This window comes from Inquilinus sp. 2KB_23, assembly GCF_052115705.1.
GTDB classification, from domain to species: domain Bacteria; phylum Pseudomonadota; class Alphaproteobacteria; order DSM-16000; family Inquilinaceae; genus Inquilinus; species Inquilinus ginsengisoli_A.
This window is the reverse complement of record NZ_JBFRHF010000019.1, coordinates 114,805-131,232: the sequence shown is the minus strand read 5'-3', so window position 1 is coordinate 131,232 and position 16,428 is coordinate 114,805. Positions and strand designations below refer to the sequence as shown.

The 16,428-nt window shown below is 70.3% G+C and carries 15 protein-coding genes; 7 read left to right on the top strand and 8 right to left on the bottom strand.

Annotated features, from left to right (window positions below):
* Positions 1–47: 47 nt before the first annotated feature.
* On the bottom strand, positions 48–974 hold the full coding sequence (locus AB4112_RS23495) for a LysR family transcriptional regulator (protein ID WP_441723357.1): 927 nt from the start codon (positions 972–974) through the stop codon (positions 48–50).
* Between the two features lie 155 nt (positions 975–1,129).
* Between AB4112_RS23495 and AB4112_RS23490 the strand changes: the two genes are divergently transcribed.
* Positions 1,130–2,158, top strand: a complete 1,029-nt coding sequence (locus AB4112_RS23490; protein ID WP_441723355.1) for an aldo/keto reductase — start codon at positions 1,130–1,132, stop codon at positions 2,156–2,158.
* Between the two features lie 111 nt (positions 2,159–2,269).
* Here the strand turns inward: AB4112_RS23490 and AB4112_RS23485 are convergent, their stop codons facing one another.
* The 3 genes from AB4112_RS23485 to AB4112_RS23475 all read right to left on the bottom strand — a co-directional run bounded on the left by AB4112_RS23485 (position 2,270) and on the right by AB4112_RS23475 (position 4,152).
* Positions 2,270–2,494 carry an AbrB family transcriptional regulator gene (locus AB4112_RS23485; RefSeq protein ID WP_309793941.1) on the bottom strand — a complete coding sequence of 75 codons (225 nt, stop codon included), beginning with the start codon at positions 2,492–2,494 and terminating at the stop codon, positions 2,270–2,272.
* A 33-nt stretch (positions 2,495–2,527) separates the two neighbouring features.
* Complete coding sequence (locus AB4112_RS23480; RefSeq protein WP_309793942.1) at positions 2,528–3,286, bottom strand: MOSC domain-containing protein; 759 nt, start codon at positions 3,284–3,286, stop codon at positions 2,528–2,530.
* 83 nt (positions 3,287–3,369) lie between these two features.
* On the bottom strand, positions 3,370–4,152 hold the full coding sequence (locus tag AB4112_RS23475) for an SDR family NAD(P)-dependent oxidoreductase (protein ID WP_309793943.1): 783 nt from the start codon (positions 4,150–4,152) through the stop codon (positions 3,370–3,372).
* 184 nt (positions 4,153–4,336) lie between these two features.
* On the opposite strand from AB4112_RS23475, the gene clpB reads away from it, so the two are divergent.
* The 3 genes from clpB to AB4112_RS23460 all read left to right on the top strand — a co-directional run bounded on the left by clpB (position 4,337) and on the right by AB4112_RS23460 (position 8,961).
* Positions 4,337–6,940, top strand: a complete 2,604-nt coding sequence (gene clpB / locus AB4112_RS23470; protein ID WP_309793944.1) for an ATP-dependent chaperone ClpB — start codon at positions 4,337–4,339, stop codon at positions 6,938–6,940.
* A gap of 256 nt (positions 6,941–7,196) precedes the next feature.
* The gene (locus AB4112_RS23465) at positions 7,197–8,501 is read left to right on the top strand and encodes a calcium-binding protein (RefSeq protein ID WP_309793945.1); all 1,305 of its coding nucleotides are present in this window, start codon (positions 7,197–7,199) and stop codon (positions 8,499–8,501) included.
* Positions 8,502–8,574: 73 nt separating this feature from the next.
* Complete coding sequence (locus AB4112_RS23460; protein ID WP_309793946.1) at positions 8,575–8,961, top strand: VOC family protein; 387 nt, start codon at positions 8,575–8,577, stop codon at positions 8,959–8,961.
* A gap of 4 nt (positions 8,962–8,965) precedes the next feature.
* Here the strand turns inward: AB4112_RS23460 and AB4112_RS23455 are convergent, their stop codons facing one another.
* The 3 genes from AB4112_RS23455 to AB4112_RS23445 all read right to left on the bottom strand — a co-directional run bounded on the left by AB4112_RS23455 (position 8,966) and on the right by AB4112_RS23445 (position 11,784).
* The gene (locus AB4112_RS23455; protein WP_441723351.1) at positions 8,966–9,508 is read right to left on the bottom strand and encodes a GNAT family N-acetyltransferase; all 543 of its coding nucleotides are present in this window, start codon (positions 9,506–9,508) and stop codon (positions 8,966–8,968) included.
* Entirely contained in the window at positions 9,505–10,578 is a 1,074-nt protein-coding gene (gene rsgA / locus AB4112_RS23450; protein ID WP_441723349.1) for a ribosome small subunit-dependent GTPase A, read from the bottom strand. Before rsgA ends, AB4112_RS23455 begins: the two co-directional genes overlap by 4 nt.
* A gap of 201 nt (positions 10,579–10,779) precedes the next feature.
* Positions 10,780–11,784, bottom strand: a complete 1,005-nt coding sequence (locus AB4112_RS23445; protein ID WP_441723347.1) for an SMP-30/gluconolactonase/LRE family protein — start codon at positions 11,782–11,784, stop codon at positions 10,780–10,782.
* A gap of 99 nt (positions 11,785–11,883) precedes the next feature.
* On the opposite strand from AB4112_RS23445, the gene AB4112_RS23440 reads away from it, so the two are divergent.
* The 3 genes from AB4112_RS23440 to AB4112_RS23430 all read left to right on the top strand — a co-directional run bounded on the left by AB4112_RS23440 (position 11,884) and on the right by AB4112_RS23430 (position 14,706).
* Positions 11,884–12,810, top strand: a complete 927-nt coding sequence (locus tag AB4112_RS23440; protein ID WP_441723345.1) for a LysR substrate-binding domain-containing protein — start codon at positions 11,884–11,886, stop codon at positions 12,808–12,810.
* A 22-nt stretch (positions 12,811–12,832) separates the two neighbouring features.
* Entirely contained in the window at positions 12,833–13,762 is a 930-nt protein-coding gene (locus tag AB4112_RS23435; RefSeq protein WP_309793951.1) for a cyclase family protein, read from the top strand.
* Positions 13,763–13,836: 74 nt separating this feature from the next.
* Positions 13,837–14,706 (top strand): alpha/beta hydrolase family protein, encoded by an 870-nt coding sequence (locus tag AB4112_RS23430; RefSeq protein WP_441723343.1) that lies wholly within the window; start codon positions 13,837–13,839, stop codon positions 14,704–14,706.
* Between the two features lie 39 nt (positions 14,707–14,745).
* Here the strand turns inward: AB4112_RS23430 and AB4112_RS23425 are convergent, their stop codons facing one another.
* Complete coding sequence (locus AB4112_RS23425) at positions 14,746–16,335, bottom strand: ABC transporter substrate-binding protein (RefSeq protein ID WP_441723341.1); 1,590 nt, start codon at positions 16,333–16,335, stop codon at positions 14,746–14,748.
* Between the last annotated feature and the right edge of the window lie 93 nt (positions 16,336–16,428).

The following is a 16,428-nucleotide window of genomic DNA, read 5'->3' as shown; positions in this document are numbered from 1 at the left end:
GTGAGGGGGTGGCTCGGTCTCTCCAAATGACTCGACGGCGGCGGCCGTCACGCCGCCGCGGCGATCGTATCCTCGGCCATCAGTGCCAGGAACGCCCGCGCCGCGGGGTTGACCGGGCCGGCATCGGCGGCGCCGCGCTCGGCATGGGCGATCCCCAGTTCCCAGCAGATCTCGGGCGGCGCCAGCGTCGCCACCGCCAGCGGCGGCCGCTGCGGGTCGGCGGGGTGGGCGGCGATGATCGCCTCCGGCACCAGAGCGATGCCGAGTCCCAGCGCGACGAGGTCGAGCGCGGTGGCGAGGTCGTTGACCTCGAAGCCGGTGTGCCGCTCCATCCGGGTCCGGGCGAAGGCCTGGTCGACCAGGCGGCGGGTGCCCCAATCGGTCTGGAAATCGACGAAGGTCTCGCGGCCCAGCCGCTCCAGCGGCACCGCCCGGCGCCCCGCCAGCGGATGGTCGTGGGCGCAGGCGGCCACCAGCTCCTCGCAGGCCAGCATGGTGGCGCGGATATCGTCCGGCGGCGATGGCTGCATCGGCACGAAGGCGAGGTCCAGCCGGCCGTCGCGCAGCTTCTCCAGCAGCACGGCGGACCCGCCCTGGCACAGCCGGATCTCGACCCCGGGATGGGCGGCGTGGAACCGCGCCAGCAGCACCGGCAGGTCGACGAAGGGCGACAGGCTGTGGGTGGTGCCGATCGCCAGCGTGCCGCGGGCCACGCCCTGCACGGCGGCCACGGCGTCGCGGGCGCAGCGCGCCGCCGCCAGCACCCGCCGCGCCTCCTCGAACAGCACCTTGCCGGCGGCGGTCAGGTCGACCCGGCGGGTGCTGCGGATGAACTGCGGGGCCCCCAGCTCCTCCTCCAGCGCCCGGATCGAGGCCGACAGGCCGGACTGGACGATGTTCACCCGCTGCGCCGCCCGGGTGAAATGCTGCTCCTCCGCCACCGCCAGGAAATGTTCCAGCTGCCGCAGATCCATGATCCGGCTCCGATCGGCGGCCCCCGGACCATTGATAGGCCGGGCCGCCTTGAGGGCGATTGATCCCCGATCATGCTGAATGCGATCTGAACATTCAATTGGAACGCTCAATCGGATGCCAGCATTCTAAGTCCGACAATATGGGAGGACCACCGATGACCGAGATCACTCCCGCGGGCGGCACCGCGCTGCCGACCCGGCGCTTCGGCACGACCGACATGGCGATCACCCGCGTCGGCTTCGGCGCCTGGGCCATCGGCGGCGCCGGCTGGGCCTCGGCCTGGGGCAGCCAGGACGACGACGAGTCGGTGGCGGCGATCCGCCATGCGGCCGAGGTCGGCATCAACTGGATCGACACCGCCGCGGTCTACGGCCTCGGCCATTCCGAGGAGATCGTCGGCCGCGCCCTGCGCGAGATCCCGGCCGCGCAGCGGCCCTATGTCTTCACCAAGGGCGGCCTGATCTGGAACGAGGCGGACCGCACCGCCAATTCGAAGCGCATCGGCGCCGCGGCCAGCCTGCGGGGCGAGGTCGAGGCCTCGCTGCGCCGGCTCGGGGTCGAGCGCATCGACCTGTACCAGCTGCACTGGCCGGTCGATGACGGCACCCCGGTCGAGACCTACTGGCAGACCTTCCTCGACCTCAAGCGCGAGGGCAAGGTGCGGGCCGTCGGCCTGTCGAACCACAATGTCGAGCAGCTGACCCGGGCCGCCTCGGTGGGCCACGTCGATTCGCTGCAGCCGCCCTTCTCGGCGATCCGGCGCGACATCGCGGCGGCCGAGCTGCCGTGGTGCGCGGCGCACGACACCGCCGTCATCGTCTACAGCCCGATGCAGTCGGGCCTGCTGACCGGGGCCTTCACCGCCGAGCGCGCGGCGGCGCTGCCGAAGGACGACTGGCGTTCGCGCGCGCCCAACTTCACCGGCGACGGCCTGGTGCGCAACCTGGCCCTGGCCGAGGCGCTGAAGCCGGTGGCGGCGCGTCACGGCACCTCGGTCGCGGCGGTGGCGGTGGCCTGGACCCTGTCCTGGCCGGCGGTGACTGGCGCCATCGTCGGCGCCCGCAGCCCGGCCCAGGTCGACGGCTGGCTCGACGCGGCCTCGCTGGAGCTGACGCGTGAGGATCTCGCCGAGATCGCGACGGCGATCGAGACCACCGGCGCCGGCACCGGGCCGGTGCGCTGACGGACTCTGAGGCGTAGATCCTGATCGTTGGTTGGGTTCGCGCTTGCGAACCCAACACTGGTTCGGGCGGCGCAATGTTGGGTTCGCCCGACGCGAACCCAACCTACGCAGCTATTTCGCCAAGTCCCGCAGCAAGTTCCAGCGCTTCCGGGCAATTTTGCGAGCGACGATTGCCTGGATTTCGAGGTCCGGATCGTCAGGTGTCAGCAGGTATCCGCCGGGCACCTCAGTGAGATGGAGGATGTCGCCTTCCCGGGCGTGCAGTCGGTCCAGCACGTCCTGAGGCAGGACCGCCGCGATCGAATTGCCTATAGCGCAGAGCTTGAGGGCGACCACATCCGTCTCGTTAAGCAAAGGGCGATATCCAGCCTACCCAATCACCAGCGCATCCCCATCCGCGATCCGTCCGCCGGTCAGCACCTCGGCATAGACCCCGCAATCGGCGTGGCCGAAGCCGGTGATCAGGGCCTTGGGGATGTTCAGGTCGCGCTCGCCGGTCGCGGGGTTGACGTTGGTGGCGGCGCAGCGACCGATCCGGGATACCACCTTCAGCCGCACCGGGCCGACCGTGATCTCGCGGTCGATCAGGTCGAACTCCGACCAGGCCGGCAGGCCCTCGACCAGCAGGTTGCCGCGGAAGCGCTGCGGGTCGACCGGCGCCCGCGTCACCCGCTCGATGTCCCGGACCGAGGCGAGGTTGATGATCGAGACCAGCTTCTCCGGCTTGTCGGTGAAGGCGATGCCGGGCGTAGTGACGATCTTCAGCGCGCCCCGCGGATCCTTCATGAAGGCGTTCAGGAACTGGTTGATCAGCTCCTGCCCGATCGGCAGCGACAGCAGGCCGCGCGCCACCTGCTTGCCCTCGCGCTTCAGGGTCAGCGCCTCGGTGGCGTCGTCGTAGCCGATGCCCAGCAGCGCCAGCCGCTCATCGGTCATCAGCTGCAGGAACTGCCGCTTCGGCTGCCAGCTCGGCGCCGTCGGGTCGCATTGGCTGGCGCCGTGGACGATGGCGAAGCGCCGGTCATGCGGCAGCGTCCCGCCCGGCGCCAGCTCCGCGGCGTCGAGTTTCTGCCCGGCCAGGCCCTTGACGGGATAGCGGTGGATGGCGGCGATGCGGGCGGCGGTCATGGGCGGATCTTGTCGCGACGGGTCGGGGGAAAACCCTAACGCGTTATGGCCGGGGTAAACAATCAGCGCGCCTGCGATCGCCGCTATGCGCGGATGGGACCTTTCCGCTCCTGCAGCGTGTTGCCGCCGTCGACCACCAGCGACGCGCCGGTGACGTAGCTGGCGCCGGGCGAGGCCAGGAAGGCGATCGCGGCCGCCACCTCATCGGCCGTGCCGGGGCGGCCGACCGGGGTGTGGCGCCCGGCCTCGCGCTCGATCTCCGAGGCCGAGGCGGTGGCGATCCAGCCGGGCTCGACCGCATTCACCGTGACGCCCTGTCCCGCCACCTCCAGCGCCAGGGCGCGGGTCAGCCCGCTCAAGCCGGATTTCGCCGCGGCATAGGCGCTCTCGCCCGGGATGGCGACGCGCGGGCCGGTGACGGAGGAGATGTTGACGATGCGGCCGTAGCCGCGCCCGAGCATGTGCGGCAGCACCGCCCGGATGGCGTTGAAGGCGGTCTTCAGGTTGAGCGCGATGCCGTGGTCCCAGGCGGCCTCGTCGAGCGCCGCGAAGGGCACGCTGGCCGTGGCCGCCGCACCGGTCTGCACCATGCCGGCATTGTTCACCAGGATGTCGATGCGGCCATGCGCGGCCAGGGCGGCCTCGGCCAGCCGCACCGCGTCGGCCATCATTGTCAGGTCGCCGGCGACGCCGATCGCTGCGAACCCTGCCGCCTGCAGCTCCTCGGCCCGCAGCCGGATGCGGTCGGTGGTCGCGGCCAGCACGATCCGGGCGCCCGATGCCGCGAGCCGCCGGGCCGCGGCGAAGCCGATGCCCTCGGGGCTTCCCGCCCCGGTCACGATCGCCACCTGGCCTTGCAAATCCATCGTTTTCGCCCTCCGCTGCGCCCGAATGCTGCCTTTGCGGACGGCGTCGCACAACCGCCCTTGTTGCAGCGGGGCCACACCCCTACATCAGTCCTGCATCCTTCCCGGATCGCACTGACGTGGATCAAGGCACGGTCGGGCTTCCTGTAAGACGATCGCGCCGCAAAACGGGGAAACCGAATCTATGGACCTTCAGAAATTCACCGAACGCAGCCAGGGCTTCCTCCAGGCGGCGCAGACCGCGGCCCTGACGCGCGGCCACCAGCAGCTGCTGCCCGAGCATCTGCTCAAGGTGCTGCTCGACGACGAGGAAGGGCTGGCGGCCAATCTCATCCGCAGCGCCGGCGGTAAGCCGGAGGCGGCGTCCCAGGCCGTCGACCAGGCGCTGGCCAAGCAGCCCAAGGTCGAGGGCGGCGGCGGCCAGGTCTATATGAGCCGTGAGCTGGCGCGGGCGCTGGACCAGGCGCAGGAGCAGGCGAAGAAGGCCGGCGACCAGTTCGTCGCGGTCGAGCGGCTGTTGCTGGCGCTGGCCATCGCCAAGGAGACCGCTGCCGGCGGCGCCCTGGCCAAGGCCGGGGTGACGCCGCAGACGCTGAACCACGCCATCGACGCCATGCGCAAGGGCCGCACCGCCGACAGCGCCAGCGCCGAGGGCCAGTACGACGCGCTGAAGAAATATGCCCGCGACCTGACCGAGGCCGCGCGCTCCGGCAAGCTCGACCCGGTGATCGGCCGCGACGAGGAGATCCGCCGCACCATCCAGGTGCTGTCGCGCCGCACCAAGAACAACCCGGTGCTGATCGGCGAGCCCGGCGTCGGCAAGACTGCGATCGTCGAGGGGCTGGCGCTGCGCATCGTCAATGGCGATGTGCCGGAAAGCCTGAAGAACAAGCGCCTGCTGGCGCTGGACCTCGGCGCGCTGGTCGCCGGGGCCAAGTTCCGTGGCGAGTTCGAGGAGCGGCTGAAGGCCGTGCTGCAGGAGGTCACCTCCGCGGCCGGCGAGATCGTGCTGTTCATCGACGAGATGCACCAGCTGGTCGGCGCCGGCAAGGCCGATGGCGCCATGGACGCGTCGAACATGCTGAAGCCGGCCCTGGCGCGCGGCGAACTGCACTGCGTCGGCGCCACCACGCTCGACGAGTACCGCAAGCATGTCGAGAAGGATGCGGCGCTGGCCCGGCGGTTCCAGCCGGTCTTCGTCTCCGAGCCGACGGTCGAGGACACCATCTCGATCCTGCGCGGGCTGAAGGAGAAGTACGAGCTGCATCACGGCGTGCGCATCACCGACGGCGCGATCGTGGCGGCGGCGACGCTGTCCAACCGCTACATCACCGACCGGTTCCTGCCGGACAAGGCGATCGACCTGGTCGACGAGGCCTCGGCGCGGCTGCGCATGCAGGTCGACAGCAAGCCCGAGGAGATCGAGGCGCTCGACCGCCGCACCATGCAGCTGAAGATCGAGCGCGAGGCCTTGAAGAAGGAGACCGACGTCGCCTCCAAGGACCGCCTGTCCAAGCTGGAGCAGGAGCTGGCGGAGCTGGAGGAGCAGTCCTCGTCGCTGACCGCCGCCTGGACCGCCGAGAAGGAGAAGCTGTCCGCCGCCACCCGGGTGAAGGAGCAGCTGGACCAAGCGCGGTCGGAGCTGGAGCAGGCGCAGCGTTCGGGCAACTGGGCGCGGGCGGGCGAGCTGACCTATGGTGTGATCCCGGATCTTGAGAAGAACCTGGCGGGCGCCGAGGCGGCCCAGGCCTCGCACATGGTGCGCGAGGAGGTGCAGCCCGACGACATCGCCGCCGTGGTCAGCCGCTGGACCGGCGTGCCGGTGGACCGGATGCTGGAGGGCGAGCGTGAGAAGCTGCTGCAGATGGAGCAGAAGCTGCGGTCGCGCGTGGTCGGGCAGGACGAGGCGATCACCGCGGTCGCCAACGCCGTGCGGCGGTCCCGCGCCGGGCTGCAGGACCCCAACCGGCCGATCGGCAGCTTCCTGTTCCTGGGCCCGACCGGCGTCGGCAAGACCGAGCTGACCAAGGCGCTGGCGGAGTTCCTGTTCGACGACGACACCGCCATGGTCCGCATCGACATGTCGGAATACATGGAGAAGCACGCGGTCAGCCGGCTGATCGGCGCGCCGCCGGGCTATGTCGGCTATGACGAGGGCGGGGCGCTGACCGAGGCGGTGCGGCGCCGGCCGTATCAGGTGATCCTGTTCGACGAGGTCGAGAAGGCGCATCCGGATGTCTTCAACGTGCTGCTGCAGGTGCTGGATGACGGCCGCCTGACCGACGGCCAGGGGCGGACGGTCGATTTCCGCAACACCCTGATCATCATGACCTCGAATCTCGGCTCCGAGTTCCTGGCCGTGGCGTCGATCGAGCAGGAGAGCGGCGAGATCGATTTCGTCAGCCGCGAGAAGGTGCTGATGGCGGTGCGCCAGCACTTCCGGCCGGAGTTCCTGAACCGGCTCGACGAGATGATCGTGTTCCGCCGGCTCAGCCGCGAGAACATGACCGGCATCGTCACCATCCAGCTCGCCGGCCTGCGCCGGTTGCTGGAGGACCGGAAGATCACGCTGGAGGTCGACGACCGGGCCAAGGCGTGGCTGGCGGACCAGGGCTATGACCCGATCTACGGGGCGCGGCCGCTGAAGCGGGTGATCCAGCGCGAACTGCAGAACCCGCTGGCGAGCGCGATCCTGGAGGGCCGGGTGGTCGACGACAGCACGGTCAAGGTCACGGCCGGCGATGACGGGCTGGTGCTGCAGCCCCAGCCGCTCGCCGCGGCCGCCTGAGACACTGGAAGAAAGGAAGGGGCGCTTCGGCGCCCCTTCCTTTTTGTCCGGAGCGGTGAGTGAGCCTTGCGTTGCCTCTCCCGCCTGGCGGGAGAGGTCGGGCTCGCGCAGCGAGACCGGGTGAGGGCTGGCACATGGCACAGGCCTCGACAAAGAGCCCTCACCCGGAGCCGCTTCGCGTCTCCGACCTCTCCCGTAAACGGGAGAGGCAATCTTGTCTCGTCCGGCCTGAAGGCGGGATCGATCAGAGGGGGAGATGGCGATGGTGGTCTATCTCGGCGATTCCACGGCGAACCTCTTCGCCGGCGGCATCGACGCCGACATGGTGTTCGGCTTCGGCGGCAACGACATCCTCGGCGGCGGGGCCGGCAATGACCGGCTCGACGGCGGGATCGGCGACGACGTGCTCGATGGTGGAGCCGGCGACGACTGGCTCGAGGGCAGTTCCGGCAACGACAGCTTCAGCGGCGGTGCCGGCGTCGACACGGTCAGCTATCTCAACGATCCGCAGGGCAGCGCCGTCATCACCATCGGCATGACCGGCACCGGGGGCACCGCCGAAGGCGATTTCATCGCCGCGGATGTCGAGAACCTGGTCGGGTCGCAGAACTTCGACTCGCTCGGGGGATCCGCCGGCGCGAACTACCTCTACGGCGCGGAGGGCGGCGACTACCTCTCCGGCAATGGCGGCGACGACCGGCTCGACGGCGGCGTGGGCGGGGATGTTCTGTTCGGCGGCGATGGTATCGATACGGCGATCTATTTCGACAGCACCGCCGGCGTGTCCGTCAGGATCAACGCGACAAGTTCCCTTGGCTGGGCCTCTGGCGATATCGTCCTGGACGATGTGGAGAACATCGAGGGCTCCAACGGTTTCGGCGATACCATCAGCGGCTGGTCCACGGCCAATCGCCTGACAGGCTGGGGCGGGGATGACAGCCTGTCGGGCCTCGACGGCAACGACACCCTGGCCGGAGGCGCCGGGGCGGACCATCTCGACGGCGGCGCCGGCATCGACATCGCCAGCTACGCCGAGGCGACGACCGGGGTGGCGGTCAATCTGGGCGCCGGAACCGGTGCCGGCAGCATCGCCCAGGGTGACACGCTGGTCTCGATCGAAAGCGTCCATGGCGGCGCCGGCAATGATTCGCTGGCCGGGTCGGGCGGCGCCGACGTCCTCCTCGGCAATGCCGGTAACGACGTGCTGATGGGGGCCGGCGGACGGGACGCCCTGGCCGGCGGGGCAGGGGTCGATCGCTTCACCTATGGCAGCGCGGCCCAGAGCCCGGTCGGCGCCTCTGATCAGATCACCGACTTCAGCCACGCCCAGGGCGACCGGATCGACCTGGTGTCGATCGACGCCAACAGCGTGGTCGCCGGCAACCAGGTCTTCAGCTTCATCGGCACGGCCGCCTTCGGCCACGTCACGGGCCAGCTGCGGGCCGAGACCGTGGCCGGCGTCACCAGCGTCTATGGCGACATCAACGGCGACGGCACCGCCGACTTCCAGATCCGCTGTGCTGGCGCGATCACCTTGGTGCCCGCGGATTTTGCGCTCTAGGCGACCGGCCGCGACGGTTCCATATACCGGACAGTCGTCGCCGGATTGGTCGGAGGCGGGAAAGGGCAGGGGCATGATCCGCATCGACCATCTCGACCATCTGGTGCTGACCGTGGCCAGCATCGAGCGCGCTTGCGACTTCTATGCCCGGGCGCTGGGCATGACGGTCGAGACGTTCGGTCAGGGGCGAAAGGCGCTGCGCTTCGGCGACCAGAAGATCAACCTGCACCAGGCCGGGCACGAGTTCGAGCCCAAGGCGCTGCGGCCGATGCCGGGATCGGCCGACCTGTGCTTCATCGCCGCGACGCCGCTGGAGCAGGTGGTGGCCCATCTCGAGGCGCTCGGCATCGCCGTCGAGGAGGGCCCGGTCGCCCGCACCGGGGCGACCGGGCCGATCCGGTCGGTCTATCTCCGCGATCCCGACGCCAACCTGATCGAGATCGCGAACCCGGCGGCCTGACCCGCTACGTCCCCTCGGAAAACGCGGCATGGTAGGCGACGGTCCCGGCCGGCACCAGGCCGTCGAGCGCCAGCGCCATGAAGTACTCCGGCGGCACGCCGTCCAGCCGCAGCTGCGGCTGGACGGCGAAGCCGAAGCGGCCGTAGAAGGCGGGATCGCCGAGCAGCACGCAGCCGCGGGCGCCGAGCGGGGCCAGCCGCGCCAAGCCGGCGCGGACCAGCGCCTGCCCGATGCCCTCGCCCTGGCGGTCAGGCAGCACCGCCAGGGGGCCCAGGCCGTACCAGCCTTGGAGCCGCCCGTCGATCCGGACCGGTGAGAAGGCGACATGCCCGACCACCCCGCCCCGGTCCTCGGCCACCAGCGCCAGGGTCATGGCGCCGGCGTCCCGCAGGGCATCGACCAGCAGATGCTCCCGCCGGTTGCTGTAGGGGCGGCCGCCGAAGGCCTCGGCCACCAGCACACGGATCGCCTCGAAATCCGGCGGCGCCTCGTCCCGGATCAGGATCTCTCGTCCCTTTGCCGTCGAGGGCCGTTCGCTCCCGGTCATTCCAGATCCCCCCGCCGCTTGGCGGCGGCGCGGCCCTGCTTCTGCCGCTGGATCCAGACCTTGCGCGTCGCGGCCCGCGCGACCGGGTCTTCCCGGCGGCCGAGATGCGCCAGCTCGCGCTGCAGCTTGATCCAGTTGCGCCAGCGGTCCCCATCCAGGCGGCCATCCTCCAGCGCTGCGCGCACCGCGCAGCCGGGTTCCGCCTCATGCCGACAATCGGTGAAGCGACATGTCTTCGCCAGCGCCTCGATGTCGTCGAAGGCCTCGGCGACGCCGGCCTCGGCGTCCCACAGCCCCAGCTCGCGCATGCCCGGCGTGTCCAGCACCAGCCGCCCATCCGGCAGCAGCACCAGCTCGCGATGGGTGGTGGTGTGGCGGCCGCGGGCGTCATCCTCCCGGATTCCGCCGGTCGCCATCCTCTCCGTCCCGGCCAGGGCGTTGACCAGGCTGGACTTGCCGACGCCGGAACTGCCCAGCAGCACCGCCGTCTGGCCGGGGGCGAAGCAGGCGCGCAACCCCTCGATGCCCTCACCGCTGACGGCGGACACGACATGGACCGGCACGCCTCGGGTCAGCGGCTCGATTTCGGCCAGCGCCGGGGCGCGGTCGGCACACAGATCGGCCTTGGTCAGCACCACCACCGGCGCGGCCCCGCTCTCCAATGCGGTGGCGAGGTAGCGCTCGATCCGCCGGGCGTTGCGGTCGGCGTTCAGCGAGGTGACGAGGAAGGCGACCTCGATATTGGCCGCCACCACCTGGGCGACCGGCCGGCCGGGGCCGGCTGCCTTGCGGGTGAAGGCGTTGCGCCGCGGCAGAACGGCATGGATGGTGGCGCCGGCCTTGTCCGGGGGCACGGACACCGCGACCCAGTCGCCGGTCACGGGATACTCGCCCTCCTTGGCCTCATGGGCGAAGCGGCCGGACAGGTGGCTGGTCATCTCGCCCTGCGGCGTGATGAGGGTATAGGCGCCGCGCCGCTGCACGGTGACGCGCGCTGGGCTCAGGCCCTGGTCTGCATGGGGTTGGAAATCGTCCTGGAGCCCCTGGCTCCAGCCATAGCGTTCGATCAATTCGGAAATCCTCGGTCGGAAAGCCTTTCAGGCGCCGGCCAATGGATTCCTGATGTCAGGAGGCCTGAACGGCGGCGCGGCGAAGAGGGGCGCGAAGCGCGCGGACAGCGACAGTCATCGTTCTAACCCTCCTTTCCGGGCCGTCTTGGACGCCCCAACCTGAGGCAAGGGCGGGGCCGGCGTCAAGTCTGCTCGTGATGTCTACTCCGGCAGCGCGCGCGACTGCAGGTCGAACGGGACGCCGCGCGGCACCGCCGCGTCGTCGCCCTTGTGCGCCAGCAGCAGCCCGTATTTCGACTCGATGAACCAGACCCGGCCGCCCGCCACCACGCCGGAGGAGGCGTCGTTCAGCCCTCCCACCACGGTCTCCAGCGCCGCGATCCGGCCATCCGCGACCCGGGCCAGGGTGACGGCGCCGCCATAGGGGCCGTCCGTCCCGAAGGCGTTGCTTTCGAATAGCACCAGCCGGCCTGGCCCGTCGGCGCGGATGGCGTCGACATTCCTGAGAATCCGCGGTGCCGGGATGCGGGTGACCGGACCCGCCGCGCCGCCGGCCTCGATGTCGACGCGCAAGATGTAGGGCACCGCCGCCACCGCGCTGACATAGAGGCCGTCCGCCGTCACGGCGATGCCGTTGAGGAAGTAGCCGCCCTCGCCGCCGCCCAGCGCCGGATCGTCCTTCCAGACCTCCAGCGCCGTGGCGCCGGGGCGGAGGCGCAGCACCCGGGGGTGCAGGCTGTCGGTGACGTAGAGCGTGCCCCGCCCATCCTGCGCCAGGTCGTTGCAATAGCCGCTGTCGGGCATTGGCCAGCTGCCGCGTGGCGCGCCGGTCGTGAGGTCGTAGGCCTTCAGCGCGCTCGGCGTCATCGGCACGGTGGTGAAACCCATGCTGCCGGAGCAGACCCAGAGCCTGCCGGCCTGCCCATCGACCAGCCCGCCCTGGCCGTTGGCGAGGCCATTCGACCCGGGCGGCACCAGCACCTCCGGCCGCCAGTCCTCCGTCTCATCGGCGCCGGGCCGCAGCCGGGCGACGGCGCCCTGGCGCCAGCTGCCGACATAGAAGCTGCCGTCCGACCCGACCGCCACGCTCTCCGGATACCAGTCGGGCGGCAGCGGCAGCAAGGTGGGCGGCTGGGCGGGCGCGGCGAGGGCCGGGCAGCACAGCAGCAGTGCCGCCAATGCGGCCAGGGCGCGGATCGGGATCATGCGTCGTCTCCGGGATCGGGAAAGCCGACGTAGTTTCGGTCCGCAGCCTGGATTGATAAACTGGCCTGCGCTTGCATCACTCCCAATCTAGGATTTGGAATGGATCGGCTGACCAGCATCGGGATCTACGTCCGCGTCGCCGAGGCCGGCAGCTTCGCCGCGGCGGCGGATGCGTTCGGCCTCTCCGCCACCATGGTCGCCAACCATGTGCGGGCGCTGGAGGACCGGCTTGGGGCTCGGCTGATCGAGCGCACCACCCGCCGCCACCACCTGACCGAGATCGGCACCGCCTATCTCGAGCGCTGCCGCGACGTGCTGGCGAGCGCGGAGGCCGCCGACCGCGTGGCGGAGTCGCTGCGCGCCGTGCCGCAGGGCACGCTCAGGGTCACGGCGCCGGTCACTTGGGGCGCGCATCGCCTGGTGCCGGCGATCGGCGCCTATATGGAGCTGTACCCAGCGGTGCGGGTGGAGCTGGGCCTGAACGACCGGCTGGTCGACCTGGCCGAGGAGGGCTTCGACATCGGCATCCGCTCCGGCCGGGTCGGCGACGAAGGGCTGGTGGCCCGGCCGCTGGCACCGTCGCGCCTCCATGCCGTGGCCAGCCCGGCCTATCTGGCCCGGCGCGGCACGCCGCTGCATCCGGCCGAGCTGGAGGGACACGACCTCCTCGCCTTTGCCGCCTGGGGGCCGGACCATGCTTGGCGCTTCAGCCGTGGGGCAGAGACGGCGGCGGTGCCGGTGCGCGGCCGGATGGTCTGCAACAACGGCCAGGCGCTGCTGACCGCGGTGCTCGCCGGGATGGGCGTGGTGGTGCAGGCCGATGTGCTGCTCGACCCCGCCATCGCCGACGGCCGGTTGGTGCGCCTGCTGCCCGACTGGGACCTGCCGGCGCGCGCCATCCACCTGGTGCGCCGGCACGAGCCGCGGCCGAGCGCCAAGCTGCGCAGCTTCGTCAACTTCCTGGTCGAGCGGCTGGGCGACGTTCCGCTTGGACGGGGCCCCGGCTCGGGCGATGCTCAGGCCTGAAGAACCAGGGAAGGGGGCTCACATGCTGCGGATCAAGGCCGTGACGGCCGCTCTGTGCCTCGCGCTTGCCGCCGCGCCGGCGGCCCGGGCGGCGGAAGGGTTGTGGAGCATTTACGATTCGGCGCTGAAGGGCGCCAAATACATCGATCTCACCCATGCCTTCCAGCCGGACCAGCCGGTGTGGCCGGGCTTCGCGGCCGCCGAGTTCAAATCGGCCGCAGCCGGCAACGAACTGCCGGACTACGCCCGGAAGGGCGACGAGTTCAGCTATGACAAGCACGGCTTCGTCGCCACCGCCTATGTGCTGCCGACCGACCAGTACGGCACCCAGCTGGACCCGCCGGCGCATTGGGACGAATTCGGGGCCACCATCAGCGACCTGCCGCCGACCTTCGCGGTGCGGCCGCTGGTGCTGATCGACATCCACGACAAGGTCGCGGCGGACCCCGGCTACAGCATGACGGTCGACGACATCGCCGCCTGGGAGGCCAGGCACGGCACCATCCCCGAGGGCAGCGTGGTCATGGTCCGGACCGACTGGTCGAAGAAGTGGGACGACGCCGCCCATTTCAACGACAAGCCGTTCCCCGGCGTGTCACTGGACGCGCTGAAGTTCCTGCACCTCGAACGCCGCATCCTGTTCCACGGCCATGAGCCGCTGGACACCGACGCCACGCCGAACCTGGAGGGCGAGGACTGGCTGATGCACAACCAGTTCACCCAGGCGGAAGGGGTGGCCAATCTCGACCAGGTGCCGGAGGCCGGGGCGCTGATCGCCATCGGCTTCGCCAAGCCGCTCGGCGGCACCGGCGGCTACGCCCGCTACATCGCCATCGCGCCGGCCGACTGGAAATATGGCGTCACCATCGCCGAGGCGCCGGGGGCCCCGCTGCCCAAGCAGGTGGCGCCGCTGCGCCGCGGTGCCGATGGCGTGATGCGGCCGACGCCGTAACAGCGGCCGCGCTGCCCGGTGCGAACGATCAAAGCGGAAGGACGGAATCCATGTCGAAGTCGAGGATGGCGTTGATGGCGATGGCCCTGTGCGGCGTGCTCGCGGCCCCGGCGGCCGGGCAGGCGGCCGAGAAGACGGTCGAGTTCAAGGTCGATGGCCAGAAGGTGGTCGGCACCCTGGCGCTGCCGGACGGCGTGGCCACGCCGCCGGTGGTCCTGCTGCTGCACGGCTTCACCGGCAGCCGGGACGAGCTGGAGATCCCGGCGGCGAAGGAGGGCATCTTCCGGCGCGCCGCGCGGATGTGGGCGGCGCAGGGCATCGCCAGCCTGCGCATCGACTTCCGCGGCAACGGCGACAGCGAGGGCGCCTTCGCCGATATGACGTTGGACGGGCAGGTCAAGGATGCGCTGGCGGCGCTGGACCTGCTGGCGGCGGACGGCGAGGTCGACCGCGACCGCATCGCTCTGGTGGGATGGAGCATGGGCGGCGCGGTCGGGGCCATCGTCGCCGGCCGCACCAGCCACAAGCTCACCTCGGTCTCGCTGTGGGCGCCGGGCACCAACATGCCGGCGGCGATCGCCCTGCTGCTCGGCCCCGACGTCGTCCGGCGCGGCCTGGCCGGCGGCGGCCAGCCGGTCACGGCGAAGCTGCCCTGGGGGGCAGAGGTCGCGCTCAAGAGCGGCTTCTTCGAGAGCCTGTACAAGATCGACCCGGTGGCGGAGGTCGCCCACTACAAGGGGCCGCTGCTGGTCGCGGTCGGCACCAAGGACGACGTGGTGTTCCCGCAGCCGGCCGCCGGCCAGGTGCTGCTCGACTACCATGACGGGCCGGAGGAGCTGTGGGTGCGCCCGATGGACCACGCCTTCAACGCCTTCGAAGGCACCGCGACGGTGGACGAGCTGATCGCCAAGACCGGCAGCTTCATCGCAGCCGGGCTGAAATGAGAGTCGGGGAGGAGGGATGCCCCCTCCCCGAAACCCGTCCTACTTCTTGACGATGCCGGTCCAGAAATCGGTGTCGATGCTGGGCCCCAGCACCAGCCCGTCGACCTCGGCGCGGTGGGCCACCACCTCCGTCGTCTGGTACAGGAAGGCGTAGGACGAGCTGTGCAGGATGTCGCGCTGCAGCGCCTGGTACAGCGCGGCACGCTTGGCCGTGTCGGTCTCGCGCACCGCCGCCTCGACCCGGGCCGTCAGCTCCGGGATCTCCCAGTTGGCGCGCCAGGCCACGGTCTTGGTGCGGGTGTTGGGGCCGTTGTCCGGGTTCTCGGCGAAGGCCTGGGCGTTGGTGTGCGGGTCCTGGTAGTCCGGCCCCCAGAAATACAGGAAGATGTCCTGCTCGCGGGCGCGGTAGCGGGTGAAGATCTGCTTCAGGTCCAGCTGGTTCAGGGTCAGCTTGATCCCGGCCTGGGCCCAGCTGGCCTGGATCGCCTGGGCGATGTCGGGGTAGGGCGCCACGTTGGGCACGTCGATGGTGACCGAGAACCCGTCCGGCAGCCCGGCCTGCTTCAGCAGGTCCTTGGCCTTGTCCAGGTCGAAGTGGAACGGGGTGTCGTCGACCGCGCCCAGGAAGCCGTTCGGCAGGAAGGTCTGGTGGGTGGTGTAGCCCTGGCCCAGCAGGGCGGTGCGGATGCCCTCATAGTCGATCAGCCAGCGCAGCGCCTCGCGCACCTCCGGGTGCTTCAGGGCCGGATGGGCCTGGTTGAAGCCGAGATACAGCAGGTTGCCCTTCGGTGCGGTCTGGATGCGGATGTCGGGGTTCTTCGCCAGCGCCTCGACCTGGTCCTTGCCCAGGCTGCGGGCATAGTCGACGTCGCCACTCTCCAGCAGCAGCCGGGCGGTTGCCGCCTCCTGGACATGGCGGATGAAGATCCGCGGCGTCTTGGGCGCCTCGCCCCAGTAATTGGGGTTGGCCTCCAGCAGCAGGCTCTCGCGCGGCTTCCAGCTCTTCAGCACATAGGGGCCGGACCCACCGGAGTTCAGGCGCAGCCAGCCATTGCCGAAATCGCCATCCTTTTCGTGCTCCTGGGCCAGCTTCGAATCGACCACCGAGGCCACGGTCGCGGTCAGCAGGTAATAGACGAAGCTCGGCGCGTAGGCTTCGCCGGTCTCCAGCGCCAGGGTCGATGCGTCGGTGGCGCGGATGCGGTCGCGGACGTTGTCGGCGGTGAAGCCGAGCTGGGTGATGATGAAGGCCGGGGTCTTGTTCAGAATCACCACGCGCTGCAGCGAATAGGCCGCGTCCGCCGCCGTGACCGGGTTGCCGGAGGCGAATTTGAGGCCCTGCCGGAGCTTGAAGGTATAGGTCTTGCCGTCGGCGCCGACCGACCAGCTTTCCGCCAGCAAGCCCCTGATCTTCGACACGTCCTGCAGGTCGTAGGACAGCAGCCGGTCATAGGTGTTGGCGTTCTCCTGCTCCGAGCTCAGCTCGAATTCCTCGGCCGGGTCGAGCGAGATGATGTCGTCGATCGGCTGGGCGATGACGATGGTGTTGGCCGGCGTCTTGGCCGTAGCAGCCCAGGGCACGGACAGGGCCGCGAGGATGGCCGCGCCGGCCACGAGAAAGGTTCGCATCGAAGCTCCGGAATCCTTCTGGATGCGGCCGCCGGCCCCCCGCCGTCTGCCTGCGGGGCACAGGATCGCTCAACTCCGTGAAAAATCCACCTG